Source organism: Variovorax sp. VRV01, assembly GCF_014852545.1.
In the GTDB taxonomy this organism is placed as follows: domain Bacteria; phylum Pseudomonadota; class Gammaproteobacteria; order Burkholderiales; family Burkholderiaceae_C; genus Variovorax; species Variovorax beijingensis_A.
The window spans coordinates 17,951-42,919 of the sequence record NZ_JACVBS010000022.1; the positions used below are offsets into that span (position 1 = coordinate 17,951).

At 66.4% G+C, this 24,969-nt stretch carries 19 protein-coding genes; 3 read left to right on the forward strand and 16 right to left on the reverse strand.

The genetic code is table 11. The annotated features are described in order from the left end of the window. Positions 1 to 130: 130 nt before the first annotated feature. The 12 genes from IB278_RS28560 to glpD form a co-directional block, all read right to left on the reverse strand. Positions 131 to 2,176 (reverse strand): T6SS phospholipase effector Tle1-like catalytic domain-containing protein, encoded by a 2,046-nt coding sequence (locus tag IB278_RS28560; protein WP_192327179.1) that lies wholly within the window; start codon positions 2,174 to 2,176, stop codon positions 131 to 133. After that, complete coding sequence (locus IB278_RS28565; protein ID WP_192327181.1) at positions 2,173 to 2,712, reverse strand: DUF3304 domain-containing protein; 540 nt, start codon at positions 2,710 to 2,712, stop codon at positions 2,173 to 2,175. The genes IB278_RS28560 and IB278_RS28565 overlap by 4 nt, the downstream gene beginning before the upstream one ends. Before the next feature lie 61 nt (positions 2,713 to 2,773). After that, complete coding sequence (locus tag IB278_RS28570) at positions 2,774 to 3,307, reverse strand: DUF3304 domain-containing protein (RefSeq protein ID WP_192327183.1); 534 nt, start codon at positions 3,305 to 3,307, stop codon at positions 2,774 to 2,776. Further along, on the reverse strand, positions 3,304 to 4,191 hold the full coding sequence (locus tag IB278_RS28575) for a DUF4123 domain-containing protein (protein ID WP_192327186.1): 888 nt from the start codon (positions 4,189 to 4,191) through the stop codon (positions 3,304 to 3,306). Before IB278_RS28575 ends, IB278_RS28570 begins: the two co-directional genes overlap by 4 nt. Before the next feature lie 5 nt (positions 4,192 to 4,196). Further along, positions 4,197 to 6,584, reverse strand: a complete 2,388-nt coding sequence (locus tag IB278_RS28580) for a type VI secretion system Vgr family protein (RefSeq protein ID WP_192327189.1) — start codon at positions 6,582 to 6,584, stop codon at positions 4,197 to 4,199. A gap of 286 nt (positions 6,585 to 6,870) precedes the next feature. After that, the gene (locus IB278_RS28585; protein WP_145747296.1) at positions 6,871 to 8,601 is read right to left on the reverse strand and encodes an ABC transporter substrate-binding protein; all 1,731 of its coding nucleotides are present in this window, start codon (positions 8,599 to 8,601) and stop codon (positions 6,871 to 6,873) included. 95 nt (positions 8,602 to 8,696) lie between these two features. Beyond that, positions 8,697 to 9,005 (reverse strand): DUF2160 domain-containing protein, encoded by a 309-nt coding sequence (locus tag IB278_RS28590; protein WP_145747295.1) that lies wholly within the window; start codon positions 9,003 to 9,005, stop codon positions 8,697 to 8,699. Positions 9,006 to 9,021: 16 nt separating this feature from the next. Next, on the reverse strand, positions 9,022 to 9,834 hold the full coding sequence (locus tag IB278_RS28595; RefSeq protein ID WP_145747294.1) for a carbohydrate ABC transporter permease: 813 nt from the start codon (positions 9,832 to 9,834) through the stop codon (positions 9,022 to 9,024). Beyond that, positions 9,831 to 10,721: a carbohydrate ABC transporter permease gene (locus IB278_RS28600; RefSeq protein ID WP_145747293.1), complete on the reverse strand. Its 891-nt coding sequence runs from the start codon at positions 10,719 to 10,721 to the stop codon at positions 9,831 to 9,833. The genes IB278_RS28595 and IB278_RS28600 overlap by 4 nt, the downstream gene beginning before the upstream one ends. 145 nt (positions 10,722 to 10,866) lie before the next feature. Beyond that, a complete protein-coding gene (locus IB278_RS28605) occupies positions 10,867 to 11,937 on the reverse strand; it encodes an ABC transporter ATP-binding protein (protein ID WP_062366553.1) in 1,071 nt (356 codons plus the stop codon). A 1-nt stretch (position 11,938) separates the two neighbouring features. Continuing rightward, positions 11,939 to 13,012 (reverse strand): ABC transporter ATP-binding protein, encoded by a 1,074-nt coding sequence (locus tag IB278_RS28610; RefSeq protein ID WP_145747292.1) that lies wholly within the window; start codon positions 13,010 to 13,012, stop codon positions 11,939 to 11,941. Continuing rightward, positions 13,012 to 14,685, reverse strand: a complete 1,674-nt coding sequence (glpD, locus tag IB278_RS28615; RefSeq protein ID WP_145747291.1) for a glycerol-3-phosphate dehydrogenase — start codon at positions 14,683 to 14,685, stop codon at positions 13,012 to 13,014. Before glpD ends, IB278_RS28610 begins: the two co-directional genes overlap by 1 nt. Positions 14,686 to 14,806: 121 nt before the next feature. Here glpD and IB278_RS28620 point away from each other — a divergent pair, with 121 nt between their 5' ends. Together IB278_RS28620 and glpK are read left to right on the forward strand one after the other, a co-directional pair. After that, a complete protein-coding gene (locus IB278_RS28620) occupies positions 14,807 to 15,574 on the forward strand; it encodes a DeoR/GlpR family DNA-binding transcription regulator (RefSeq protein WP_018907393.1) in 768 nt (255 codons plus the stop codon). Between the two features lie 350 nt (positions 15,575 to 15,924). Then, entirely contained in the window at positions 15,925 to 17,418 is a 1,494-nt protein-coding gene (glpK, locus tag IB278_RS28625) for a glycerol kinase GlpK (protein ID WP_145747290.1), read from the forward strand. A 15-nt stretch (positions 17,419 to 17,433) separates the two neighbouring features. Here glpK and IB278_RS28630 read toward each other — a convergent pair whose 3' ends face one another. After that, positions 17,434 to 17,895, reverse strand: a complete 462-nt coding sequence (locus tag IB278_RS28630; RefSeq protein ID WP_145747289.1) for an SH3 domain-containing protein — start codon at positions 17,893 to 17,895, stop codon at positions 17,434 to 17,436. A gap of 37 nt (positions 17,896 to 17,932) precedes the next feature. Between IB278_RS28630 and IB278_RS28635 the strand changes: the two genes are divergently transcribed. Beyond that, complete coding sequence (locus IB278_RS28635; RefSeq protein WP_192327192.1) at positions 17,933 to 19,771, forward strand: sulfatase-like hydrolase/transferase; 1,839 nt, start codon at positions 17,933 to 17,935, stop codon at positions 19,769 to 19,771. Positions 19,772 to 19,795: 24 nt separating this feature from the next. On the opposite strand, the gene IB278_RS28640 is transcribed toward IB278_RS28635, so the two are convergent. The 3 genes from IB278_RS28640 to IB278_RS28650 form a co-directional block, all read right to left on the reverse strand. Beyond that, positions 19,796 to 20,752 (reverse strand): alpha-E domain-containing protein, encoded by a 957-nt coding sequence (locus IB278_RS28640; RefSeq protein WP_012748499.1) that lies wholly within the window; start codon positions 20,750 to 20,752, stop codon positions 19,796 to 19,798. 11 nt (positions 20,753 to 20,763) lie between these two features. Next, a complete protein-coding gene (locus IB278_RS28645; protein ID WP_145747287.1) occupies positions 20,764 to 22,257 on the reverse strand; it encodes a circularly permuted type 2 ATP-grasp protein in 1,494 nt (497 codons plus the stop codon). A 91-nt stretch (positions 22,258 to 22,348) separates the two neighbouring features. Beyond that, positions 22,349 to 24,820 (reverse strand): DNA internalization-related competence protein ComEC/Rec2, encoded by a 2,472-nt coding sequence (locus IB278_RS28650; protein ID WP_192327195.1) that lies wholly within the window; start codon positions 24,818 to 24,820, stop codon positions 22,349 to 22,351. Positions 24,821 to 24,969: the final 149 nt, after the last annotated feature.

Consider the following 24,969-nt stretch of genomic DNA (forward strand, 5'->3'; position numbering starts at 1 on the left):
GAATGTAAGCCAACCGTCGCACTGGCGCATCTGCCATTGGTCATGCCGTCGCGTCGATCCCACGGATGGACGAAAAAAACCGCCGGACCATGGAGGCGGGCGTTGCCGCCGCGTTCCCCTCGCCCCCTGGCTACCAGGGATTCGGATTGGCCCGCCTGTAGTTCTCCGACTCCATCCGCCACTGGGCCGTCTGCGTACGCAGCGCCTGGGCCGCGGCGATCTTCTTTTCGTTTGCCCTGACGACCATCCCGCGCAGGAAATCGTCGCCCCTGTTCCCCGCGTAGATGCGCCGGAACTTCGCCAGGCCGAAGCCGTTGGCCTCGAATTCGGGCATGCCGAAGCCGATGAAGCCCGCCATCGAGTCGTGCACGAAACTCGAGAAAAACGTCGACACATCCGCGGGCAGCGGCGTCGACTTCAGGCTTTCGAGCAGCAGCACCGGCTCGCGCTCGATGTCGGTGTCGTGCACCTCGGCCTGCTGGTTGTCGGCCAGCCACTTGCGCCACTTGGCCAGGTACGCCGGCGCCTGGCGGGCCAGCGCGGCGGCCCTGGCGTGCAGTTCGCCTTCCTTGAGCCGATCCATGCGCGCATCGGCCTTGCCGCCCAGTTCAGCGAGCGTCGCCACCGGGCTCAGCAGCTGAACGCCCAGGTCGAAGGCCAGAGGCTGCTTCAGCCGGTCGTCCTTGCTCCAGCTCCAGCGGCTGTTGCCGCTTTCGATGCGCCGGTCGATTTCGGCCAGCACCGCCGCAATCACATGGATCAGCGCGCGCTGCGTGGCCTGCAGCCACTGCAGCTCGCCGTCGTAGTTCTTGCCCTTGTTGGGATGCCGGCTCGCGCGCGCCCACTCCGGCGAGGCCTGCAGCCCGCGGTCCAGCAACTGCCAGCGGCAGGTGAAATAGTGGCCCATGTGCTGGCGGTGCATCTCCTCCACGGGGCCGGGCGTGATGCCCGCGGCCTTGTAGTAGGCGTGGAAGGCTTCGAGGGTGTCGGGGTGGGGCACCAACGCCTTTGCCACCGGCTCCCGCAACTTTTCCAGCGGCGTGAAAGGCACCCCCGCAATCATGGCCGCACAGTACATCTCGAAGCCCGGGATGCGCGCCAGCTGCCGGTCGTCCTCGGCCCAGTCGTTCTTGCCCAGGCTCATCGGCATGTAGCCGCCGCCCACGTCGGAGTGCGAGCCGGGATACACGTACTCCCGCACGTTGGGCGGGTACCTGCCGTCGATGCGCACCGAGTCGAGCGGAAAACACGCGCGCACCTCGTGGCCCGCCACCAGGTGCAGGCACTGCTCCACGGCCGGGTGCACCTGCATGTTGTTCCAGGCCCAGCTCTGGCGGCCTTCGAACACGCTGTACAGCCCGGCCGCACCCACCGAGGCCACGGTGTCGAAGATGCCGAGGAACTGCAGGCGCAGCGGGATGCCGGCAAAGAGGTAGCCGCCATCCTTGTGTTCGCAGATTTCGCAGAGCCAGTTGACGAAGGCCCGTGCCTCGGCCGCGCCGCGAGAAAACCCGAAGACGCTGAGATTGATCTGGGTGATCTCGGGCTTGCGGTTGACCAGCTGGGCCTTGAGCTTGGCCTGCCAAGTGTCCTTGAGCGCCTTGCGCCGTTCGGAGCCGAAAGAGGTGACACCGCTCAGGTTGCGGGCCAACGTGGCCGCCTGCTTGTCGCTGATGATGACGCCTTCATAGGCGTACCGACTGACGGCATTGAATATCCGCGTCAGGCCCCAGATGATCCGTGGTTCGCCGTACCACGCACTGGTGGAGCCCAGCGTCTGCGAGATCTGGCCACCGATACCTTTTCCGTCATCGCCGATTTCTTCGAAGGGCGTGCCCACGCCAGGTATGTAGTAGCGGTAGTAGCCGGTCGTACCAGACTTGTATCCGTCTTCATCCTGGCCCGGGAACGCGTGATACAGCCTTACCACATTGCTGTGCTTCTGTTCGCGCGGAGGACGCTCTGGCTTCTTGAAATCCGCATCCTCGTTGTTGCCGGTGCCGTCGAAGAACATGCCCACGAAGATGACGCCGGTGCAGCTGGGCTTCGAACTCACGGGGTTGGCCGCGCACACCGCCTTGTCACGTTGCATCAGTTCGCGCGGCGTCAACGGGCGCTCGCGGCTTCGGGTCAGGCCGAGGCCGGGGTTCAAAGCCGCATCGATGCTGTCGGTCATTCGGGAAGTCTCCCTTGCCGTTCATCTTCAAGTAGATCTTCTCTAGTCTTCCAGGGGAGCTTGTCCTCGTCGCTCATGGGATAGCGAGGGTGCCGGATCCCATAGTTGGAGACCACGACCTTGACCTTGTGATCTGGATAGAAGTGCGCCTGAATGCTACCGGCCTTGGACGAGTACTCAGGGACCTCAACTTCCGCTTCTTGTGGCGGCGGTGGCCTGGGCCCACCTTGCGTGGTGTCGTAGCTCCACTGCACCTTGACCTTCATGCCAGGGCGCCAGCGCGCTGGGACTCTTCCGCAGCATGACGATCCCCCGCCTCCAGATCGCGGCGTCAGGTTCGGCCCCCCCGCACCATCAACCGTGAAGCTCTCGATGCCCCAATCACTCATGTGGTTGTATCCCTCTACCGACGCCGGGACCATTTCGTCGCTGCAACCTATCAGCAGCGCGCATGCTCCTGCGGCCAGCAAACTCCATTTCTTCCTCCCGGCCAGGCGAACGGTCGATTTACCGATCTCTATCAAATTTCTGAGCACGGTGTTCTCCGGGAGATGATTGGATTGAGTGCGGGATTCAAAGCCGCATCGATGCTGTCCGTCATTCAGGCAATCTCCCTTCCTTTTCGTATTCCAGCAGCTGTTTGCTGGTTTTCCAGGGGAGCTTGTCTTCTTCGCTCATGGGATAGCGAGGGTGTTCGATCCCATAGTTGGAGACCACGACCTTGACCTTGTGGTTCGGATAGAAATGCGCCTGGATATCTCCAGTGCGCTTGGAGTACTCAGGGATTTCAACCACGGCTTCTTGAGGAGGCGGCGGCCTGGGACCACCTTGCGTGGTGTCGTAGCTCCATTGCACTTTGACTTTCATGCCAGCACGCCAGTGCGCCGGAATTTTCCCGCAGCATGACGATTTCCCTCCTCCCGCTTCGGGCGTTATGTTCGGTCCCCCAGCACCGTCCACCGTAAAGCTCGCGATGCCCCAATCGCTCATGTGGTTGTAGCCCATGACCGACGCCGGGACCATTTCATCGCTGCAACCGACCAGCAGCGCGCATGCGCCTGCGGCCAGCCAACGCAACGTCGACCGGTTGCGGAAGCCGGTGTTCGGCTTACTTCCTATCACGTCGCTCATCCCAGCACGCCCGTCGCAAGCAGCGCGTCATCCATGGCGCCCGGCTGCCACCGCTTGTTGCGCAGCATCTCGAGCACGCGCGCGTCCGTTGTGCTTGCGCCGCGCGTCAGGCGCGCGACCCGCAGCATGGCCACCTTGTCCTCGATGCGATCGACGCCATGCTGGCGGGCAATTTCCAGCACGTCGTCGACGATCTGGTACCAATGGCTGGAGCGCATTTTTTCGGCTTCGGACCTCATGTCCGGCATCGATTCGTTGAGGTAGGCAATCATCGAATCCGGCTCGGCATACAGGGCCAGCTGGTCGACCTGGGCGTCGTCCAGCATGAGTGGGGCGCGGGCGGGCGCAATGCCGGCGGCGGGCATCGGCAGTTCGCGCAGGTCTCCCAGCCTGTCGATGTAGAGCCAGCGCGCCAGGAGCTGCGTCCATGCCGCCCATTGCGCCGGCTTGAGGAAGTACGCCAGAAGCGGCAGCGTTCGGGTGTCGGCCATGCGCAGCAGATAGCGCTCGCCGCTCTCGGTGCGCACCAGGTGCAGGCTGGACCAGTGCTGCGCGATGTCGTGCGCCGATGCCGGACTGGAAATGACGCTCAGCATCGGCCGGCCGGAGCAGTGCGACAGCCACGGTGCGAGCCGCTCGGCAGCAACGGACACTGTGTCTCCGGGCTGGTGCAGCAGGATGAGCCTCGGCCCGCCCCGCGCAAGATCCAGCACCGGCTCCTGGCCGTAGCAATTGGCGCTTTCGTCGCGGTAGGTGACATCGACGCTGTGGTTGTTGAAGGCGCTGTCGCAAAGCAGGTACCAGTGATGGCCGGCGTCCTGTGCGACCTGCGCCAGCAGCGTATTGGCCATGTGCGGCGACATGGGGTCTTGTGCGAAGTCCATGGCGTTCAGACCTTCGCCAGCGGCGAGCCACCTGCCAGCGCCTTTTTCAGGCAGTCCAGGCAAAGCGCGGTGGGCATGGGAGACGGAACCACGGGCAGGCTGTCCGGCCCCACGAAGCTGTGGCTGGCCGCATGCACGCGCGACTGGCCAGTGGTGCCATGCTCGATGCCATTCGCGTTCCACCGCGTGTAGCTGCCGCCGCCGCTGATCACGACCTCGTCCTTGCCCGTGATGGTGATCTGGTTGGACTCCATCTTAATGTTGAGCTTGGCCAATGCATTGATGCTGGCCTTCAATGCCGTGATGTCGATGTTGTCCTGCGCGGCGACGATGCGGATGCCGGCCTTCATGGCGAATGCACGGATCGCATCCTGTGCGGTGACAAGAAAGCTCTTGCCGGCGGCAATGCTGGTGTGCGCGCCGCTGGTGATGGCGGTGTGCCCGGCGCTCTCGATGTGGGTGCTGCCGGCCGTGGTGGTCTGGATGCCCGCGGAGCTGGCCAGCGTGAGGTGCGGTTCCTGGAATTCGGGGAAGGCGCCCTGTGCGTTGTTCGCGCCGCTGCCCTTGATGGCATCGTTCTGCGCCTTCAGCGCCTTGGTCACTTCGTCCTGGTCGCCGGGCTCGTGCGCATTGGCCGCTTGCGCGGCTTGACTCAGGCTTTCGTGCAGGTCGCGCCCCTCGGTGAGCCGGCCCACCGTCTCGCGCATGTCGGTGATGTGGCCCTGGGCGTTGGGACGCGCCTCGGTGCTCAACAGCAGACCCTGGCCGGCGCGCAGGACGCCGTGGCCGTCGGAGCGCAGCTCGGCGCCTTGGCCCCGGTCGTCCCGGCGGCCGGAGACATCGTCGATGCGGCCGATGTGTCCCAGGCTCAGGCTGGTGCTCTGGTGGTCGCTCTTGAGCTGGGCCTGCGCCTTGCCGTTCGTATCGTCAAGAGCCAGGTGGTTGCTCTTGCTGCCGCCGAGCTCGCGGCTGCGGATGCCCGTGAGCTGCTTCTGCTGGGGCAGCTGCCAGGCCGGCATCTGGTCGGCGTTGTGCGCCCGGCCGATGACGATCGGGTGGTCGGGGTCGCCGCTCAGAAAGTCGACGATGACCTCCTGCCCGATGCGCGGCAGCGCCGCCGCGCCGAAGGTGGCGCCGGCCCAGGATGTGGACACGCGCACCCAGCAGCTCGAATTCTCGTTGCGCTGGCCAATGCGATCCCAGTGGAACTGGATCTTGACGCGGCCATATGCGTCAACCCAGATTTCTTCGCCGGCCGGGCCCACCACCATGGCGGTCTGCGGGCCGCGGGTGCGCGGCTTGGGCGTGCTGCGGCGCGGGCGCCAGGCGTAGCTGGTGGGCTGGGCCTCGAAGGCGAAACGCTGGACCGAGCCCTCGGCCCCGGCCGCCCCTTCGCTGGCCTGCAGGTTTTCCTGCAACTCGTACGCCACGCTGATCAGCAGGTGCTCCCTGTTCTGGTCCGCGCGCGGATGGTGCGTGAGCGTGAAGGTGTGGCCCGGGGCGAGATCGCGCCGGTTGGCGCGGCCGCTGGCCCGGGCGTGTGCGCTCAGCTGTTCTTCGATGCGGATGCGCGCGCAAGCCTCGCCGTCGTGGTGCTGCGTGAAGCCGCCGGGCCATTGATAGCGCTCGAAGGCGTCGTGATCGTGCCCCGATGGCATCTGCCGCAGGCTCGTGAGTTCGGCCCTTGGCTTCTCGAAGTCGTAGTCGTTGGTGTAGTGGTGGCCGGAGCGCACTTCTTCCGAGAATGCCCATTCGTAGATGCGCTCGCTGGGCGTCAGTCCGCCGGTCATGCCGGCCTTCTCGTGCGGGTGGTAGCGCACGGCCTCGCCGCCGGGCAGCGGGCCGTGCGAAGTGGCGATGTCGTCGGCGAAGACCAGCACATGCTGCTCGGCCTCGTGGCGGAAGTAGTAGTAGACGCCTTCGTGCTCGCACAGGCGCGAGATGAAGTCGAAGTCGCTCTCGTGGTACTGCACGCAGTAGGTCCATGTGCGATAGCTGCGGCTCAGCCTGTGCTCGAGGGGATAACCGTAGTGCCCGAGCACGGCCATGACGATCTCGGGCACGGTCTGGTCCTGGAAGTTGCGGAAGTCGGAGCGGCGCGTGGCCAGCCAAAGCCAGGGCCGCAGGCGCATCCTGTAGAAAGCCTGGCGGTTGTCTTCGTGCGAAAGACCGAAGCGGGTGACAAGGCCGCCGAGGTAGCGCGGAGCGCCGCTCTCGGTTTCCATCACGACGGTGGCGGGCTGGCCAAGAAGAGCGGCGGGGTCGATCGCATTGCTGCCGCCCAGCAAGTCGACGTCGAAGACATATGGCTGGCTGAGCGTCTCTCGTCCGACAAGGCGGTGGAATTGCAGTGCCGCACCCAGCGGCGTCTGGAGGGTGACGCGGCGCTTCATGGCTGCCGCAGGCGTGCAGGCACGCCGTGAAGATTGTTGAACATGGGACTCCCTGAATGTGTCCTGCCGCTCCGGATACGGGCTGGCTTTTGTGCAGGGATTATGTAAGTCGATGTTCTTGCGGTGGAAGCACCCGAAAGTAGCAATTGCGAGCCGGACACCCGCCGTTTCAGTGCACAAATTCACGCGGCGGGTGATTGGCTGCGCAAAGGGCAGCGAAGAAAAAAAAGGGCCGCACCCTACGGCGCGGCCCTTCGTCGGACGCTGTTCGGAAAGAAGCAGCCGCTCAGCGCGCCTTGCCTTCCTTCCAAGCCGTCAGCATCTTGCTGTATTCAATGGTCTCGCCCTTGGGCTTCTCGTTGGCCAGCTTCTTCCATGGAGCGTGCTGATCGCTCAGCCACTTGTTCGGATCGCCCTTGGCGTTGAGCTTGGGCGCGCAATGGGCCATGCCGGCGCGCTGCAGGCGGGCCATCACGTTGTCCATCTCGTCGGCCAGGTTGTCCATCGCCTTCTGCGGGGTCTTCTCGCCCGTGACGGCCTCGGCCACGTTCTTCCACCAGAGCTGCGCGAGCTTCGGATAGTCGGGCACGTTGGTGCCGGTGGGCGTCCATGCGACGCGGGCCGGGCTGCGGTAGAACTCGACCAGGCCGCCGAGCTTGGGCGCCAGGTCGGTCATGGCCTTGCTCTGGATGTCCGATTCGCGGATCGGGGTCAGGCCCACGATGGTCTTCTTGAGCGAGACGCTCTTGGACGTGACGAACTGGGCGTAGAGCCAGGCGGCCGCCGTCTTGTTGGCGTCATGGCCGTTGAAGAACGACCACGAACCCACGTCCTGGTAGCCGTTCTGCATGCCCTGCTTCCAGTACGGACCGTTGGGGCCGGGCGCCATGCGCCACTTGGGCGTGCCGTCCTCGTTCACCACGGGCAGGCCCTTCTTGGTCATGTCGGCCGTGAAGGCCGTGTACCAGAAGATCTGCTGCGCGATCTGGCCCTGCGCCGGCACCGGGCCGGCTTCGCCGAAGGTCATGCCCATGGCTTCCTTGGGCGCGTACTTCTTCATCCAGTCGATGTACTTGGTGAGCGCGTACACGGCGGCCGGCGAATTGGTGGCGCCGCCGCGCGACACGGATGCACCCACGGGCGTGCACTTGTCGTCGGCCACGCGGATGCCCCACTCGTCGATCGGCATGCCGTTGGGGTTGCCGATGTCGGCGGTGCCGGCCATCGAGAGCCAGGCGTCGGTGAAGCGCCAGCCGAGCGACGGATCCTTCTTGCCGTAGTCCATGTGGCCGTAGATCGGCTTGCCGTCGATGGTCTTGACGTCGACGCTGAAGAACTCGGCGATGTCCTCGTAGGCGCTCCAGTTCAGCGGCACGCCCAGGTCGTAGCCGTACTTGGCCTTGAACTTGTCCTTCAGGTCCTTGCGGTCGAACAGGTCGGCGCGGAACCAGTAGAGGTTGGCAAACTGCTGGTCGGGCAGCTGGTAGAGCTTGCCGTCGGGCGCGGTGGTGAACTTGGTGCCGATGAAGTCCTTGATGTCCAGGCCCGGGTTGGTGAACTCCTTGCCCGCGCCGGCCATGTAGTCGGTCAGGTTCATCATCTTGCCGTAGCGGTAGTGCGTGCCGATCAGGTCGGAGTCGGAAATCCAGCCGTCATAGATCGACTTGCCCGACTGCATCGAGGTCTGCAGCTTCTCGACCACGTCGCCTTCCTGGATCAGGTCGTGCTTCACCTTGATGCCGGTGATCTCCTCGAAGGCCTTGGCCAGCGTCTTCGATTCGTATTCATGCGTGGTGATGGTTTCCGACACCACCGAGATCTCTTTCACGCCCTTCGCCTGCAGCTTCTTGGCCGCATCGATGAACCATTTCATCTCGGCAGCCTGCTGGTCCTTGCTGAGCGTGGATGGCTGGAACTCGCTGTCGATCCATTTCTTGGCCTCGGGCTCTGCGGCCCATGCACCCTGCGCGGCGAACATCGCCGCTGCCATTGCCAATGCCGTGTAGCGCATCTTCATGAATGTGTCTCCTCGGTTGAAAGCTTCCCCGGTTTTTTCGATCGCGGCTCCGGGGAGGCGGAGAGCCGGTCGCGTCTGAAAAGAAATCGTCGGGCTCAGCCCTTGCGCATCACCAGCGCCAGAAGAAACATCGACAGCACGAAGCTGATCCAGATCGAGGGCTCGGCCTCCAGGCTCAGCCATTCCTGGAACTTGCCGGCCAGGCCGATGAAGACCAGGTTCACGTAGGCCGCGGCCAGCAGCCCGATGAAGAGCCGGTCGCCGCGCGTGGTGGCAATCGGCAGCCAGCCGCGCCGCATGGTGGTGGGCGACTTGAACTCCCACACCGTCATGCCGACCAGCATGAGCGCGATGCAGATGAAGAAAACGGCCACCGGGGTGGTCCAGACCATCCAGTCGAACATGTTTTTTTTCCTCCTCTTAAACGCGGCCCATCGCGAAACCCTTGGCGATGTAGTGGCGCACGAACCAGATCACGATCGCACCGGGCACGATGGTGAGCACGCCCGCGGCGGCCAGCGTGGCCCAGTCCATGCCGGAGGCGCTCACGGTGCGGGTCATGGTCGCGACGATGGGCTTGGCGTTCACGCTGGTCAACGTGCGCGCGAGCAGCAGCTCGACCCAGCTGAACATGAAGCAGAAGAACGCCGCCACGCCCACGCCGGCCTTGATGAGCGGCAGGAAGATCTTCACGAAGAAGCGCGGGAACGAGTAGCCGTCGATGTAGGCCGTCTCGTCGATCTCGCGCGGAATGCCGCTCATGAAGCCTTCGAGGATCCACACCGCCAGCGGCACGTTGAACAGCAGGTGCGCGAGCGCCACGCCCAGGTGAGTGTCCATGAGGCCGACGGTGCTGTAGAGCTGGAAGAACGGCAGCAGGAACACCGCGGGCGGGGTCATGCGGTTGGTCAGCAGCCAGAAGAAGACGTGCTTGTCGCCCAGGAACGAATAACGCGAGAACGCATACGCCGCCGGCAGCGCCACGGTGAGCGAGATCACGGTGTTGATGGCCACGTAGATCAGGCTGTTGATGTAGCCCGAGTACCACGACTCGTCGGTGAAGATGCGCGCGTAGTTGGCCCAGGTGAGCTCGTGCGGAAAGAACGAGAAGCTGGAGACGATTTCCTCGTTCGTCTTGAAGCTCATGTTGACCATCCAGTAGATGGGCAGCAGCGCGAACAGGATGTACAGCACCAGGAAGATGCTGCGTTTGCGGAATCTCTTTTCGTTCATTGCTCGACCTCCACCGTTTGCGTGCCGACCCGCTGCATCCAGTTGTAGAGCACGAAGCAGAACAACAGGATGATCAGGAAATAGATCAGCGAGAACGCAGCCGCCGGCCCCAGGTCGAACTGCCCCACGGCCTTCTGCGTGAGGTACTGGCTCAGGAAGGTGGTGGCATTGCCCGGCCCGCCGCCTGTCAGGACGAAAGGCTCGGTGTAGATCATGAAGCTGTCCATGAAGCGCAGCAGCACCGCAATCATCAGCACGCCGCGCATCTTCGGCAGCTGGATGTAGCGGAACACCGCGAACTTGCTTGCGCCATCGATGCGCGCAGCCTGGTAGTAGGCGTCGGGAATCGAGCGCAGGCCGGCAAAGCACAGCAGCGCCACCAGCGGCGTCCAGTGCCACACGTCCATCACCAGCACCGTGAGCCAGGCATCCGCCGCACTGCCCGTGTAGTTGTAGTCGATGCCCAGCGTCTGCAGCGCATGGCCCAGCAGGCCGATGTCGGCGCGGCCGTAGATCTGCCAGATGGTGCCGACCACGTTCCAGGGAATCAGCAGCGACAGCGCCACCACCACCAGCACCGCCGAAGACTTCCAGCCCTTGGCCGGCATCGACAGCGCCAGGCAGATGCCCAGCGGAATCTCCACCAGCAGCACCGACAGCGAGAAGCCCAGCTGGCGCCACAGCGCCTGGTGCAGTTCGTCGTCGCGCATCACCGAGGCGAACCATTCGGTGCCGACGAACACGCGCCGGTCGGGCGAGATGATGTCCTGCACCGAATAGTTGACCACCGTCATCAGCGGCACGATGGCCGAGAAGGCCACGCAGATCAGCACCGGCAGCACGAGCCACCAGGCTTTTTGGTTGATGGGCTTGTTGGTTGCGTTCATGGCTTGGCTCCTTCCCCTTCCGGGGGAAGGTTGGGATGGGGGCAGGCAGAGCGCCCGATGGGGGCGCCGCTTGCCCCCACCCCGGCCCTCCCCCGGGAGGGGAGGGAGAAAGACAAAGGCACCACGCTGCCTGTGATCGGGGGGTTCATGCCACCAGCTCCTCGTCCTTGTAGTAGCAGGTGTGGGTGTCGAGCACCCGCAGCCACACGGTGTCTCCCACTGCCGGCGGCTGGTCGTCCGAGTGCAGCCGCACCTTGACCACGCCACCATCGACCTCGGCGCTCAGCATGGCGTGCGTGCCGACGTCCTGCACCTGCTTCACCACTGCGGGCACGGCGCCGGCCGCGCCCGCATTCGACAGGCGCAGGTACTCGGGCCGGATGCCGATCTTGAGCGCGCCCTGCGGCAGTTCGCGTGTCGGCACGAGCGGCGTACCCGCCACCTCGAGCGCGCCGTTCGCACTCTTCGCCGAAAGAAAATTCATGCCCGGCGAGCCGATGAAGTGGCCGACGAAGGTATGCGCCGGCCGCTCGAACAGGGCCTCGGCACTGCCCACCTGCACGGCCTTGCCGCGCGTCATGACCACCACCTCTTCGGCGAAGGTGAGCGCCTCGACCTGGTCGTGCGTGACGTAGATCAGCGTGAGCTTGAGCTCACGGTGGATCTGCTTGAGCTTGCGGCGCAGCTGCCACTTCAGGTGCGGATCGATCACCGTCAGCGGCTCGTCGAACAGCACGGCCGAGACGTCGCTGCGCACCAGGCCGCGGCCGAGCGAGATCTTCTGCTTGGCGTCGGCCGCTAGGCCCGAGGCGCGCTGGTTCAGCTGGCCGCTCATATCGAGCATCTCGGCAATCTCGCCCACGCGCTTCCTGATCTGGTCTTCGGGCACCTTGCGGTTGCGCAGCGGAAACGCGAGGTTCTCGGCCACCGTCATGGTGTCGTAGATCACCGGAAACTGGAACACCTGCGCGATGTTGCGCTCCTGCGGCGTGGCGCGCGTCATGTCGCGGCCATCGAAGGTCACCGTGCCCTGCGACGGCACCAGCAGGCCCGAGATGATGTTGAGCATGGTCGTCTTGCCGCAGCCCGAGGGCCCGAGCAAGGCATAGGCGCCGCCATCGCGGAAGCTCATCTTGAGCGGCAACAGCGCATAGTCGCTGTCCTGCTTCGGGTTGGGACGGTAGGCGTGGGCCAGGTCGAGATCGATGCGTGCCATGTCAGCTTCCTTTGCGCCATGCCGGCGCGAGCGCCAGCTTTTCGCCGGCATCGAACACATAGGCTTGCGAGGCGCTGAAGTACAGCGTGATCGGCGTGCCCAGCTCGAAGCGGTGCACGCCGGTGAGCTGCGCCACCAGTTCGCCGACCGCCGTCTCGACGTGCACGAAGGTGTCGGAGCCCGAGATCTCGGCCAGTTCCACCTTGCCGGGCAAGGCGATGTCGCCCTCCCCCGCGTCCACGTTCAATGCACTCGCGCGCAGGCCGACAGTGACCGCGCCCGAAACGCTTTCAGGCACCGCCAGCGCGAGCGACGGGCCGCCCGCGAGCTGCACGCGGCCGGCCGTTGCGGTGCCGGCCAGCAGGTTCATCGGCGGATCGCTGAAGGCGCGCGCCACGCGCAGCGATTGCGGCGCATGGAACACTTCGGCGGTCGGGCCGTACTGCAGCAGCTCGCCCTCGTCCATCACGGCCGTGTAGCCGCCCAGCAGCAGCGCCTCGCCGGGTTCGGTGGTGGCGTAGATCACCGTCGAATCGCCGGTGGCAAAGAGCTGCGTGAGCTCTTCGCGCAGCCCTTCGCGCAGCTTGTAGTCGAGATTCACCAGCGGCTCGTCGAGCAGCATCAGCGGTGCGTTCTTGGCCAGCGCGCGCGCCAGCGCCACGCGCTGCTGCTGCCCGCCCGACAGCTCGGCCGGCAGGCGGTCGAGGAACATGCCGATGTGCAGCTTGTCGGCCAGCGCCTTCACGCGGGCATCGATGTTCGCTTCGCCGCGCAGCCTGAGCGGCGAAGCGATGTTGTCGGCCACCGTGAGCGACGGATAGTTGATGAACTGCTGGTACACCATGGCGACGTTGCGCTCGCGCACCGGCATGCCGGTCACGTCCTTGCCATCGACCAGCACCTTGCCCGTGCCGGGCGTGTCGAGCCCTGCCATCAGGCGCATCAGGCTGGTCTTGCCGGCCTGGGTGGCGCCCAGCAGCACGGTGACCGCGCCGCTCTTGGGCGCGATGCTCTGCTCGTAAAGCCAGGTTTGCGCGCCGACCTTCTTGGTGACGCGCTCCAGAGTCAATTGCATCAGCGCTCCCCGTTGATCATGTAGCTGTTGTTGGTGGTGTGCGCCTGCAGCCAGGCGGCCACCTGCCGGCGCTCTTCGGCCGTGTAGCGCAGGCCGAGCTTCGACCGGCGCCAGAGCACGTCGTCGGCGCTCACGGCCCATTCGTTCTCTTGCAGGAAGCGCAGCTCGCGCTCGTGGAGCCCCGGCGCCACGGCCGCGCCCATGTCGGCCATGGACTGCGCATCGCCGAGCAGCTCGGCCACGCGTGCGCCGTAGGCACGTGCCAGCCGGCGCGCGAGCCGCGCGTCCAGCCATGCATGGCGCGCCTGCACCGCGGCCACGAAGCGCTCGAAATCGTCGTCGGGCCGCGTGGCGGCGCCGATCCATGCGGAAAGATCGCCGCCGGCCAGGAAGGCGCCATCGGTCCAGGGCGGGCGCTGCGCGCTCGACTGGCCGAGCATCTTGCCGACCTCGTCGGCCGCGTCCTCGGCCAGCTTGCGGAAGGTGGTGATCTTGCCGCCCCACACCGACAGCAGCGGCGCCGCCGTGGTGTTCGACTCGAGCATGTAGTCGCGCGTGACGGCCGAGGGGTCGCCCGACGCGTCGTCGAGCAGCGGGCGCACACCCGAGTAGGTCCAGACCACGTCGGCCGGCTTGACCGGCTTCTCGAAATAGCGGCTCGCCTGCATGCAGAGGTAGGCGATTTCTTCCTCGGCGATGCGCGCCGCGCCGGGATCGTCGCCGTTCAGCTCGATGTCGGTGGTGCCGATCAGCGTGAACTCATCCTGGTAGGGAATCGCGAAGATGATCCGCTTGTCGGGGTTCTGGAAGATGTAGGCATGGTCGTGCTCGAACAGGCGCGGCACCACGATGTGGCTGCCCTTGACCAGCCGCAGGTGCCGCGTGGCCAGCGGCTCGCCCTTGGCCGACTGCGCCACGCCGCGCAGGAACGATTCCGCCCACGGCCCCGCGGCATTGACCACGGCGCGCGCGCGCACCACGCGGATGCCGCCGTCGGCGGCTTCGAGCGTGGCGGTCCAGCCATCGGCATCGCGCTGCGCATGCACGCAGCGGGTGCGCGTGAGCACCTCGGCGCCGCGCGCCCTGGCGTCGATGGCGTTGAGCACCACGAGCCGCGCGTCGTCGACCCAGCCGTCGGAATAGACGAAGCCGCGCTTGAACTGCGGCTTGAGCGGCGCGCCGGCGGCATGGCTGCGCAGGTCGATGCTGCGCGAGCCCGGCAGCACTTCGCGCCTGGCAAGGTGGTCGTACATGAACAGGCCGATGCGGATCATCCAGGCCGGCCGCATCGAAGGGTCGTGCGGCATCACGAAGCGCAGCGGCCACATGATGTGCGGCGCGCTCTTGAGCAGCACTTCGCGCTCCTGCAGCGCCTTGCGCACGAGCGAAAACTCGTAGTACTCCAGGTAGCGCAGGCCGCCGTGGATCAGCTTGGTGGATGACGACGAGGTGTGCGAGGCGAGATCGTCCTTCTCGCACAGCACCACGCGCCAGCCCCGGCCGGCCAGGTCGCGCGCAATGCCGCAGCCGTTGATGCCGCCGCCGACGATCAGCACGTCGCAATCGGTTGCCGGCGAAGGCGGATTGGAGGAGAAATCGCTCACAGAAGATGGGCCCGTTGGTTCATGACTTCGGTCACGGAAGGGCGCCATTGTATTTTCGCGTCTTTTCATTTGGATTCCTTTTGGCGCGATTTTCCTCCGAGTTTTCCCTTAGCAAGATTCGTTTTCGTTCGTTTTAAAGTGGCACGGCCTGTACTCTCTGGAGAGTCTTCCTGCTTTCCACGACGTCTCTGTGAACTCCAATCCGCGCCAGATCAATCTTCTCGATACCGTGCGCACGCGCGGCTCGGTCACCGTCGAGCAACTGGCCGACATGCTGGGCGTCACGCTGCAGACGGTGCGGCGCGACGTGCAGCGGCTGGCCGACCAGGGATTGCTCACGCGCTTTCACGGCGGCGTGCGCGTGCCGAGCTCCACCACCGAGAACATCGGCTACCAGCAGCGCGAAACGCTGCATGCAGAGGGCAAGGCGCGCATCGCGCGGCGCGTGGCCGAGCTGGTGCCCAACGACTGTTCGCTGATCCTCAACATCGGCACCACCACCGAAGCCATCGCCAAGGCGCTGCTGCGCCACACGGGCCTGCGCGTGATCACCAACAACCTGAACGTGGCGACCATCCTGAGCGGCAACACGTCGTGCGAGGTGATCGTGGCGGGCGGCTCGGTGCGCCCGCGCGACCGCGCGATCGTGGGCGAGGCGACCATCGATTTCATCCGCCAGTTCAAGGTGGACATCGCGCTGATCGGCGTGTCGAGCATCGAGCCCGACGGATCGCTGCGCGACTTCGACCTGCGCGAGGTGAAGGTGGCGCAGACCATCATCGCGCAGGGGCGCGAGGTGTGGCTCGCGGCGGACGCGAGCAAGTTCAACCGGCCCGCGATGATCCAGCTGGGTACGCTGTCGCAGATCGACCGGCTGTTCACGGATGCGGAGCCGCCTGCGCCTTTTGCGGATCTGCTGCATGCGGCGCAGGTTCGGCTCGAGATTGCGCGCGATTGAAGATGAAAACTTGCTTCTCTGTTGTGTTTGAGTTGCTTCGTTCAGGGCACGCTCCCGCCGACGGGGTACCTTGCTCCGCGAATGTCCTCCGGCCTGCGGCCTCCCCCTTTATTTCGCTGCGCAAGGCACCCCATCGACGGGAGCGTTGGACAGAGCGGTCGTTGGTCGGCGGTACACCGGCAGCGTGCCCTGGTGCACAGAGCATCGGGTGCTCCCCGCAGCGAAATAAAGGAGGAGGCCGCAGGCCGGGGGACATTCGCGGAGGGGAGTACCCGGTGATCCGTGCACGCGCCCCGAACAACAGCGCCAGGAACAAATGACATGACCCGACCCCGAGGACCCTTCAAGCCATGACCTACCTGCTCGCCCTCGACCAGGGCACCTCCAGTTCCCGCAGCATCGTGTTCGACCGCGAAGGCCGCATCGTCGCCATCGCGCAGAAGGAACTCACGCAAATCTATCCGCGCCCCGGCTGGGTCGAGCACGACCCGATGGAGATCTGGCAGAGCCAGCTTGCCACCGCGCGCGACGTGCTCGCCAAGGCCAAGCTCCAGCCCACGGACATCCATGCCATCGGCATCACCAACCAGCGCGAGACCACCGTGCTGTGGAACCGCAAGACCGGCCAGCCCGTGCATCACGCCATCGTCTGGCAGGACCGGCGCGCCGAACCGCTGTGCGCGCAGCTGCGCGACGAAGGCATGGCCGGCACCATCCAGGAGAAGACCGGGCTGGTCATCGATGCGTATTTCTCCGGCACCAAGCTGCGCTGGCTGCTCGACAACGTGCCCGGCGCGCGCGCGCAGGCCGAGCGCGGAGAGCTCGCTTTCGGCACCGTCGACAGCTGGCTCATGTGGCAGCTCACCGGCGGCAAGGTGCACGTCACCGACGTGAGCAACGCCTCGCGCACCATGCTCTTCAACGTGCACCGCAACGAATGGGATGCCGACCTGCTCAAGGCCCTCGACATTCCCGCCGCGCTCATGCCCCGGGTGCAGCCGTCGAGCTCGCACTTTGCCGACACCGATGCCGCCCTGCTCGGCCGCGCGCTGCCCATCGGCGGCGTGGCCGGCGACCAGCAGAGCGCCCTCTTCGGCCAGGCCTGCTTTGCAGCGGGCATGGCCAAGAACACCTACGGCACCGGCTGCTTCCTGCTGATGCACACGGGCAGCGAATTCCAGCCCTCGCACAACGGCCTGCTCGTGACCAGCGCCGCGCAGACCGACGCCACGCCGCAGTACGCAATGGAAGGCAGCGTCTTCGTCGGCGGCGCCGTGGTGCAGTGGCTGCGCGACGGCCTGAAGGCCATCAAGGGCAGCGCCGAAGTGCAGTCGCTCGCCGAAAGCGTGCCCGACGCGGGCGGCGTGATGATGGTGCCGGCCTTCACCGGCCTCGGCGCGCCCTACTGGGACGCCGATGCGCGCGGCACCATCACCGGCCTCACGCGCGGGACCACGGTGGCGCACATCGCGCGCGCGGCGCTGGAAAGCATCGCCTACCAGAGCGCCGCGCTGCTGCAGGCCATGAGCCGCGATGCGGTCGCGGCCGGCGGCACGCCCGTCGCCGAACTGCGCGTGGACGGCGGCGCCAGCGTGAACGACCTGTTGATGCAGTTCCAGGCCGACCTGCTGGGCATTCCCGTGGTGCGGCCCGAAGTCATCGAGACTACCGCGCTCGGCGCCGCCTACCTTGCGGGCCTGTCGACCGGCGTCTACAGCGACGCGCGACAGCTGTCGAAGCTGTGGAAGGTGGAGCGGCGCTTCATGCCGACCATGGGCCGCGCGCAGGCCGAGGAATCGATGGCGCGCTGGGAGCGCGCGGTGCGGCAGGCCACGGCGACCTGAGGCCCGCTGGCCAGCCTACCAGCCCCACACCAGGCGCCGCGCCACCCAGCCGGTGCCGCCGCCTTCGTGCCGGACCTTGACCCAGTCGCCCCGGCGCTCGAGCGTGCGCAGCACGTCGCCATAGACCGCCCGCTTCACCGCCGGGCTGCGCGTGCTCGGTGACCTGCGCAGCACGGCCACCTTCGCCTTCACCACGTGGTGCGGCGTCCTGCTGGTCATCGGGCGGTAGACCCATGCCTTGTCGTTTTCGAAGTCGCTGACCCGCAGCCAGTCGCCCTTCCTGCCGATGACGCGGAACGGGTAGCCCTTGCCCACGGTCCAGTGCGCTTCGTAGCGCTGGCCGGGCCCGGTGCGCATGTTCAGGGTCTTGGCCGCGGAACTGACCATCTGCCGCTCGGCGGCGAATGCGAACGGCAATGCCATCCACGAGAGAACGAATGCGAGGAGCAGCGCGGGCAGTCGGCTGGATCTGGACATGGAGCGTGGGTTCCTTTTCTATCGAGCTTCAAGAAGAATGTCCGGCGATGCCGGGCGAGCCCGTCTGGGCCTGCGAGGCGCAATAAGTTCCTTGGGGGATATCCCGCAGTGCCGCGCCAAAGACCCCGAGACAGCCCGGACACTGGCACTCACGGCACAAGTCGCGGGGCAAAATGCGCCCGCCCTTCCGACCTCCCGCTTTGCACGATTGACCACCCTCCACTCCGAAGCGTCCGCTGTCCGGAACGCTTCGCACCCACGCCCCCTGCTCGCCTGCGGCGCGGCCGGCGCCACGCTGCTGGCCCTCATCGCGCTGGGCCATGACGGCCGACGCATCGCCCAGCTCGCGGTGCTCGCCGCGCCGATGGTGCTCTGGCTCGCGTGGCCGCTGCGCAGCGCGCGGCTGCGGCGCGTGCGCGCAGGATGCGTCTGGCTCTGGGTCATGGGCTTTGCACTCGACGGCGTGATGCGTGCCTACCTGCTCGACACCTACCAAGCGGCCCCCGATGGGGCCATGGTGCTGGGCGCCGTGGCCAACACCAATGCGCGCGAAGGCACCGAATACCTCAGGATGCATTGGCGATCCGCCGTTGTCTGGTCGATGGCAGTACTGGCCGCCGGCATGCTGGCGGCTGTGTTCGTGCGCCGCGGTGCGGTGGCTTCGGTTTCAGCGCCCCCCGGCTTGCGCATGCATCTGCCTTTCTGGCTGAAATCGCTGGTGTTTGCCGTGCTGCTGCTCGCGTGCCTGGCCTACGCGAGCAAGCCATGGCGCCGGCTTCACCCTGCGGTCTTCTGGACCCAGTGGTCGCATTCGGTACACACGCTGCGCGCCGCATGGGCCGACCAGCAGCAGGTGCGCGACCGCATGATGGTGCACGCCAAGGCGATCGCGCCCGTGCCGCTGGAAGTCGGCTCGTCGACGGTGGTGCTGGTCATCACCGACAGCATCAACCGCGACAACATGGCGCTCTACGGCTACGGCCGCCCCACCACGCCGCGCCTGCTGGCGCACAAGGCGCAGGCCGGCAGCCAGATGGCTGTGCTGCGCCACGCGTGGTCGGCGGACGCGAGCACCCTGCCCGCGCTGCGCAACATGTTCCACTTCGGCCTGCCCGAGAGCGAGAACCCACCGCACCTGCTGGCGCTGGCACGCGCCGCGGGCTACAAGGTCTGGTGGATCAGCAACCACGACGACCTGGCCATCGAACAGCAGCATGCACGCTTCGCAGACGTGGTGGACATGGTGAACCGCACGCCCGGCCGCGCCAGCGCCTCGCTGGACGGCGAGATCCTCGACTGCGTGCAGGAGGCGCTGCAGGATGCAGGCACCGACCGCAAGCTGATCGTGGTGCATCTCATGGGCGCGCATCCGCACTACAGCCTGCGCTTTCCCGAGAACGCCAATCCGTTCGACGACGACGTTGATGCTGTCGAAACCGGCCTGGTGAAGAACGGCCGGTCGGCCTGGGTGCGCCGCTTCCGCCAGGAATATGACGCCGCGTTGCTGTATCACGATTTCGTGGTGTCCGAGCTCCTGCAGCAGACGCGCAGCACGGGCCAGCCGAATGACTACCGTGCGTGGATGTACCTGTCGGACCACGGCCAGGAAGTGGGGCATGGCAGCGACCGTGCGGGCCACAGTCCTTCGACCGCGTCGGGCTACCGCATTCCGGCGGTGATCTGGCGCAACCGGCAGGCGCTGCCGGACGGCACCGCGCAGCAGCAGCCCTTTCGCGCCGACTGGACGGCCTGGACGCTGATGGACCTGCTCAAGCTCCGCTGGAGCGGCCAAATGCCGGAGCGCAACGTGCTGGACGCCGCATACCGCTGGCAGCCGCCGAAGATCCCGGTGGCCGTCGAGTCGTTCTCGCGCTGACGACGGCCCGCCGGGGTGGCCTGGTCAGTGCGCCGGAACCAGGAAATCCTGGCTGATCCGCCCGCCGAGTTCGTTCACCCGGTCGAGGAACTGCGTGAGGTAGGCATGCAGCCCGGTCGCGAGAATTTCGTCGACGCGTGCGTACTGCAGGTCGGCCAGCAGCTTGCCGGCGCGGCGCTGGGTTTCTGCGCTCTGCTCGTTCTGCACCTTGGCGAGGTTGTTCACCACCTCCACCAGGCTCGCATGCAGCGAGCGCGGCATGTCGGCGCGAAGAATGAGCAGCTCGGCCACGCGCTCGGGCTTGATCACGTCGCGGTACACCTTGCGGTACACCTCGAAGGCCGAGACGCTGCGCAAAATGGCGCTCCAGTGATAGAAGTCGTACTCTTGGTCTTCTTCCGTGGCGGTGCCGAAGAACTCGCTGTTGAGCGCGTGAAACTTCACGTCCACCAGCCGCGCCGTGTTGTCGGCGCGCTCCAGAAAGGTGCCCAGGCGCGAGAAGTAGAACGCCTCGTCCTGCAGCATGGTGCCGAGCGTGACGCCGCGCGACAGGTGCGAGCGGAACTTGACCCATTCGAAGAACTGGGCCGGGTCGCGCTCGAAGTCGCCGGCGCGCAGCATGCGGTTGACTTCGAGCCAGGTGGTGTTCTGGGTTTCCCAGGCCTCGGTGGTGAGCGCGCCGCGAACCGCCCGCGCGTTTTCGCGTGCGGCCTTGAGGCAGGAAAGGATCGAAGACGGATTGCTCTCGTCCTTGACCATGAACTCCATCACGTCGTGCGGCGTGATCTGCTCGTACTTCTTGTTGTACGAAGGCAGCAGCTCGCTGATGGACAGCACGCCCTGCCAGCCGTACTTGGCCACTTCGGCCGATTGGGGCAAGAGCGAGGTCTGGTAGTTGACGTCGAGCATGCGGGCGGTGTTTTCCGCGCGCTCGGTGTAGCGGGACATCCAGTAGAGATGGTCGGCGGTGCGTGACAGCATCGTTTGTGCTCCTACGATTGGCTTTGCGACTGCGTGGCCGCCTTGGGCCTGGGCGTGCGGTCGGCTTCGAGGATCCAGGTGTCCTTGGTGCCGCCGCCCTGCGACGAATTGACCACCAGCGAACCTTCCTTGAGCGCCACGCGCGTGAGGCCGCCGGGCACCATCTGCACCTCGCTGCCCGAAAGCACGAAGGGGCGCAGGTCGATGTGGCGCGGCGCGATGCCGGCATCGACAAAGGTCGGCGAGGTCGACAGGCTCAGCGTGGGCTGGGCGATGTAGCCGTCGGGCTTGGCGATCACGGCCTTCTTGAAGTCCTCGATCTCGGCCTGCGTGGCGGCCGGGCCGATCAGCATGCCGTAGCCGCCGGCGCCGTGCACCTCCTTGACGACCAGGTCCTTCATGTTGTCGAGCGTGTACTGCAGCTCGTCCTTGTTGCGGCACATGTAGGTGGGCACGTTCTTGAGGATCGGCTTTTCGCCGAGGTAGAACTCGACCATCTTGGGCACATAGGGGTAGATCGACTTGTCGTCGGCCACGCCGGTGCCCACGGCATTGCAGATGACGACGTTGCCTTCGCGGTAGGCGCGCATCAGGCCCGCGCAGCCGAGCGTGGAGGTGGGACGGAACACCTCGGGGTCGAGGAAGTCGTCGTCGACGCGGCGGTAGATCACGTCGACGCGCCGCGGCCCGCGCGTGGTGCGCATGTAGACGAAGTTGTCCTTGACGAACAAATCCTGCCCTTCGACCAGTTCCACGCCCATCTGCTGGGCAAGGAAGGCGTGCTCGAAGTAGGCGCTGTTGTACATGCCGGGCGTGAGCACCACCACCGTGGGCTCGGCCGTGGCGGGCGGCGCGCTGGCACGCAGGGTTTCGAGCAGCAGGTCGGGGTAGTGCGCCACCGGCGCGATGCGGTTCTGGTTGAACAGCTCGGGGAAGAGCCGCATCATCATCTTGCGGTTCTCGAGCATGTAGCTCACACCGCTGGGCACGCGCAGGTTGTCTTCGAGCACGTAGTACTCGCCGTTGCCCTGGGCATCGGGGGCGCGCACGATGTCGATGCCCGAGATGTTGGAGTACACGTTGTGCGGCACGTTGACGCCCATCATCTCGGGGCGGAACTGCGCGTTGTTCAGGATCTGCTCGGCCGGGATGATGCCGGCCTTGATGATTTCCTGGTCGTGGTAGACGTCATGCAGGAAGCGGTTGAGCGCCGTCACGCGCTGCACCAGCCCCTTTTCCATGCTCTCCCACTCGTGGGCTGGAATGATCCGCGGAAGCAGGTCGAACGGGATGAGCCGCTCGGTGCCGGAACCGTCCTCGTCCTTGGCGCCGTAGACCGCAAAGGTGATGCCGACCCGGCGGAAGATCATTTCCGCCTCTTCGCGTCGCGATCGCATCACCTCGCCGGGTTGCTTCGCGAGCCATTGGTCGTAGCGCTTGTAGTGCTGCCGGATTGCAGCCCCCGCATAGGGCAACTGCTCATACATCTCGTCGAATTTGTGCATGGAACGACCAATCTCCTTGAGCCATAGCTTAGCAAGTTCGAGGCCAGTGAAAGCCCTATGTTGAGGCGAAACACCGCGCCGCCGCCCGCTTTCACGGCAGGCGGTGGTGCCAATAGCGGGCATTGCGCTCCCGTTCGCAGCCGACTTCGCCCGGTTCCCGGCTGCGCCAGAGCATTGCGCCGCAGGGCACGCTCTCGACCAGCTTCACGCCCTGCGCGGCATAGCGCTCGACCACTTCCGGGGCCGGATGGCCGAAGCGGTTGCGGTAGCCCGCCTGGACCAGCGCGATGCGCGGGCGTACCGCTTCGAGGAACGGCGCGCTCGACGAAGTCTTGCTGCCATGGTGCGGCGCGAGCAGCACGTCGGCCCGCAGATCGGCCGTGCGCGACACCAGCGCGGCCTCCTGCAGGCGCTCGATGTCGCCGGCCAGCAGCACCGTGGCGCGGCCGTTGGCGATGCGCAGCACGCAGGAAATGGCATTGGGCTTGGTGAACGACAGGTAGTCGTCCGCCGCCGGATGGAGGATCTCGAAATCCACGCCGTCCCAGGTCCAGCGCTGCCCCGCCGCGCAGCGCCGCGCCGGACGCACCGCCTGCAGCGGGTGCGTGGCCTCTATCGAGCTCAACAGCGCCGCCTGCGGCTGCATCGCGAGCACCGCGGCCGCGCCGCCGGTGTGGTCGCTGTCGCGGTGGCTCAGCACCAGCATGTCCAGCCGCTCGTCGAAGGCGCGCAGCAGCGGCACGAGCACGCGATGGCCGGCGTCGCTCTCGAGGCTGTAGCGCGGGCCGGCGTCGTACAGCAGACTGTGCGCTGCCGTGCGCACCAGCACCGCATTGCCCTGCCCGATGTCCGCGGCCAGCAGTTCGAACTGCCCCTCGGCCGGACGGGGGGCGTGCCAGAGCAGCACCGGCAGCAGCAGCGGCAGGCCCAGCGTGCGCAGCGACCATGGCAGGCGCATGGCCAGCAGAACGCCGCCCGCCACCCCGCAGGCCGCCATCCACACGGGTGGCGCCGCCATCGAGAGCGTGGCATATGGCCATGCGGCGAACCACCTCAGCATCACGGCCAGCGCCTGCACGGCCCATGCGGCCAGCGTCCACAGCGGCGCCGCCACGGTGCCCAGCATGGCCAGCGGCGTGACCACCAGCGTGACCCAGGGGATTGCCACCGCATTGGCCAGCAGGCCCACCACCGACACCTGCTGGAAAAGCAGCAAGCTGAGCGGGGTGAGCGCCAGCGTGATCACCCATTGCTCGCGGAAGAACCCCAGCAGCCGGGACCATTTTCCAGCCGTCTCCCCGGCCGGCCGCATGAAGCCGGTCGCGAACAGGATACCCACCGCCACGAAGCTGAGCCAGAAGCCGGCCTGCATCAGCGCCCACGGGTCGAGCGCCACCACCACCGCGGCGATCAGCAGCCAGACATGGGGCCATGGCCAGCGCCGCCCCGTGAACCGCAGCAGCGCCGCGGTCGCGAGCATCCACACCGTGCGCTGCGAAGGCACGCCCCAGCCGCTGAAAAGCGCATAAAGCCCGGCCAGCAGAACGCCGCCGGCCAGCGCGGCCTGCGGCGCGGGAACGCGCAGCATCAGCCAGCCGCTGCGGCGCCACAGCGCGCCCACCACATGCGCGGCAAGCCAGGCGAACATGGTGATGTGCAGCCCCGAGATCGACATCAGGTGGGCCACGCCGGTGGCGCGAAAGACATCCCAGTCGCTGCGGTCGATGGCGCCCTGGTCGCCGGTGACGAGCGCGGCGATGACGCCGGCCTGCCTCGCATCGGCCACGCGCTCGAACACCGCATCGCGCACCGCCTCCCGCGCACGTTCGACGGGATGCAGCCACGTGGATTGCAGGCGCGCCGGTGCGGCGTCGCGGGCACCCGTTCGCACATAGCCGCTGGCATGCACGCCCTGCTCCCACAGCCACAGCTCGTTGTCGAAGCCATGCGGATTGAGATTGCCGTGCGGCGCCTTGAGCCGCACCGTGAGGCGCCAGCGCTCGCCCGCATGCAGCGCAGCCGCATCGCCGCCCGTCGCCGCGGCACGGCTTTCCGGAGCGCGCCCCCAGAGACTCGTGTCGTCGCGGTACCAGCCGAGTGCGATGCGCGCCGGAACACGCGACGCGGACCCAAGCCGTTCATCGGCCCAGCGGGCCGATTCGACATCGAGCCGAAAGCGCGTGCCGCCCTCGCTGCGCTGGGGCATCTGCGCGACTACGCCGACCACTTGCAGGTCGAGGCCTTCGAGGGCCGGGTCCAGTGCGCCCCGCGCATAGGCCACCGCCCGCCAGCCTGCGAGCCCGCCGGCGGCGAGCGCTCCGCAGGCCAGGGCAACGACCATCGCAAGCCCCGCCGGCAAGCGCCATGCGCGAGGCAGCGGCCGCCATCGCCGCGACAGCCCCGCCAGGCCGGCCAGGCCCGCGAAGAACAGCGCCGCATAGGCACCCGCGCTCCACAGCTTCGGCTGATGCAATTGCAATGCCGCGCCGAGCAGCGATCCGCCCAGCGCAGCAAAGGCCCACGACGATGCCGCGGCGCCGCCGGACGCGCGCGCCGGCCTCACCGGCAATCTCCAGAACACATGATGCAAACCCTCCCTGCACTCACGCTCAGTGGCGCGTTAATTGCTTTGCTTCCAGGGCCTGCCACCAATTCTCGAAGGCACTTAATTGGTGACAGGCCCTAGGCTAGTATGCGTCTCACAAGAGACAT

What these genes read in the sequence shown, in the direction of transcription:
- IB278_RS28560 (WP_192327179.1), bottom strand. Translation starts at nt 2,176, where the DNA reads ATGACCGACAGCATCGATGCGGCTTTGAACCCCGGCCTCGGCCTGACC.
- IB278_RS28570 (WP_192327183.1), bottom strand. Translation starts at nt 3,307, where the DNA reads ATGAGCGACGTGATAGGAAGTAAGCCGAACACCGGCTTCCGCAACCGG.
- IB278_RS28575 (WP_192327186.1), bottom strand. Translation starts at nt 4,191, where the DNA reads ATGGACTTCGCACAAGACCCCATGTCGCCGCACATGGCCAATACGCTG.
- IB278_RS28580 (WP_192327189.1), bottom strand. Translation starts at nt 6,584, where the DNA reads ATGAAGCGCCGCGTCACCCTCCAGACGCCGCTGGGTGCGGCACTGCAA.
- IB278_RS28585 (WP_145747296.1), bottom strand. Translation starts at nt 8,601, where the DNA reads ATGAAGATGCGCTACACGGCATTGGCAATGGCAGCGGCGATGTTCGCC.
- IB278_RS28590 (WP_145747295.1), bottom strand. Translation starts at nt 9,005, where the DNA reads ATGTTCGACTGGATGGTCTGGACCACCCCGGTGGCCGTTTTCTTCATC.
- IB278_RS28595 (WP_145747294.1), bottom strand. Translation starts at nt 9,834, where the DNA reads ATGAACGAAAAGAGATTCCGCAAACGCAGCATCTTCCTGGTGCTGTAC.
- IB278_RS28600 (WP_145747293.1), bottom strand. Translation starts at nt 10,721, where the DNA reads ATGAACGCAACCAACAAGCCCATCAACCAAAAAGCCTGGTGGCTCGTG.
- IB278_RS28605 (WP_062366553.1), bottom strand. Translation starts at nt 11,937, where the DNA reads ATGGCACGCATCGATCTCGACCTGGCCCACGCCTACCGTCCCAACCCG.
- IB278_RS28610 (WP_145747292.1), bottom strand. Translation starts at nt 13,012, where the DNA reads ATGCAATTGACTCTGGAGCGCGTCACCAAGAAGGTCGGCGCGCAAACC.
- glpD (WP_145747291.1), bottom strand. Translation starts at nt 14,685, where the DNA reads ATGAAAAGACGCGAAAATACAATGGCGCCCTTCCGTGACCGAAGTCAT.
- glpK (WP_145747290.1), top strand. Translation starts at nt 15,925, where the DNA reads ATGACCTACCTGCTCGCCCTCGACCAGGGCACCTCCAGTTCCCGCAGC.
- IB278_RS28630 (WP_145747289.1), bottom strand. Translation starts at nt 17,895, where the DNA reads ATGTCCAGATCCAGCCGACTGCCCGCGCTGCTCCTCGCATTCGTTCTC.
- IB278_RS28635 (WP_192327192.1), top strand. Translation starts at nt 17,933, where the DNA reads ATGTCCGGCGATGCCGGGCGAGCCCGTCTGGGCCTGCGAGGCGCAATA.
- IB278_RS28640 (WP_012748499.1), bottom strand. Translation starts at nt 20,752, where the DNA reads ATGCTGTCACGCACCGCCGACCATCTCTACTGGATGTCCCGCTACACC.
- IB278_RS28645 (WP_145747287.1), bottom strand. Translation starts at nt 22,257, where the DNA reads ATGCACAAATTCGACGAGATGTATGAGCAGTTGCCCTATGCGGGGGCT.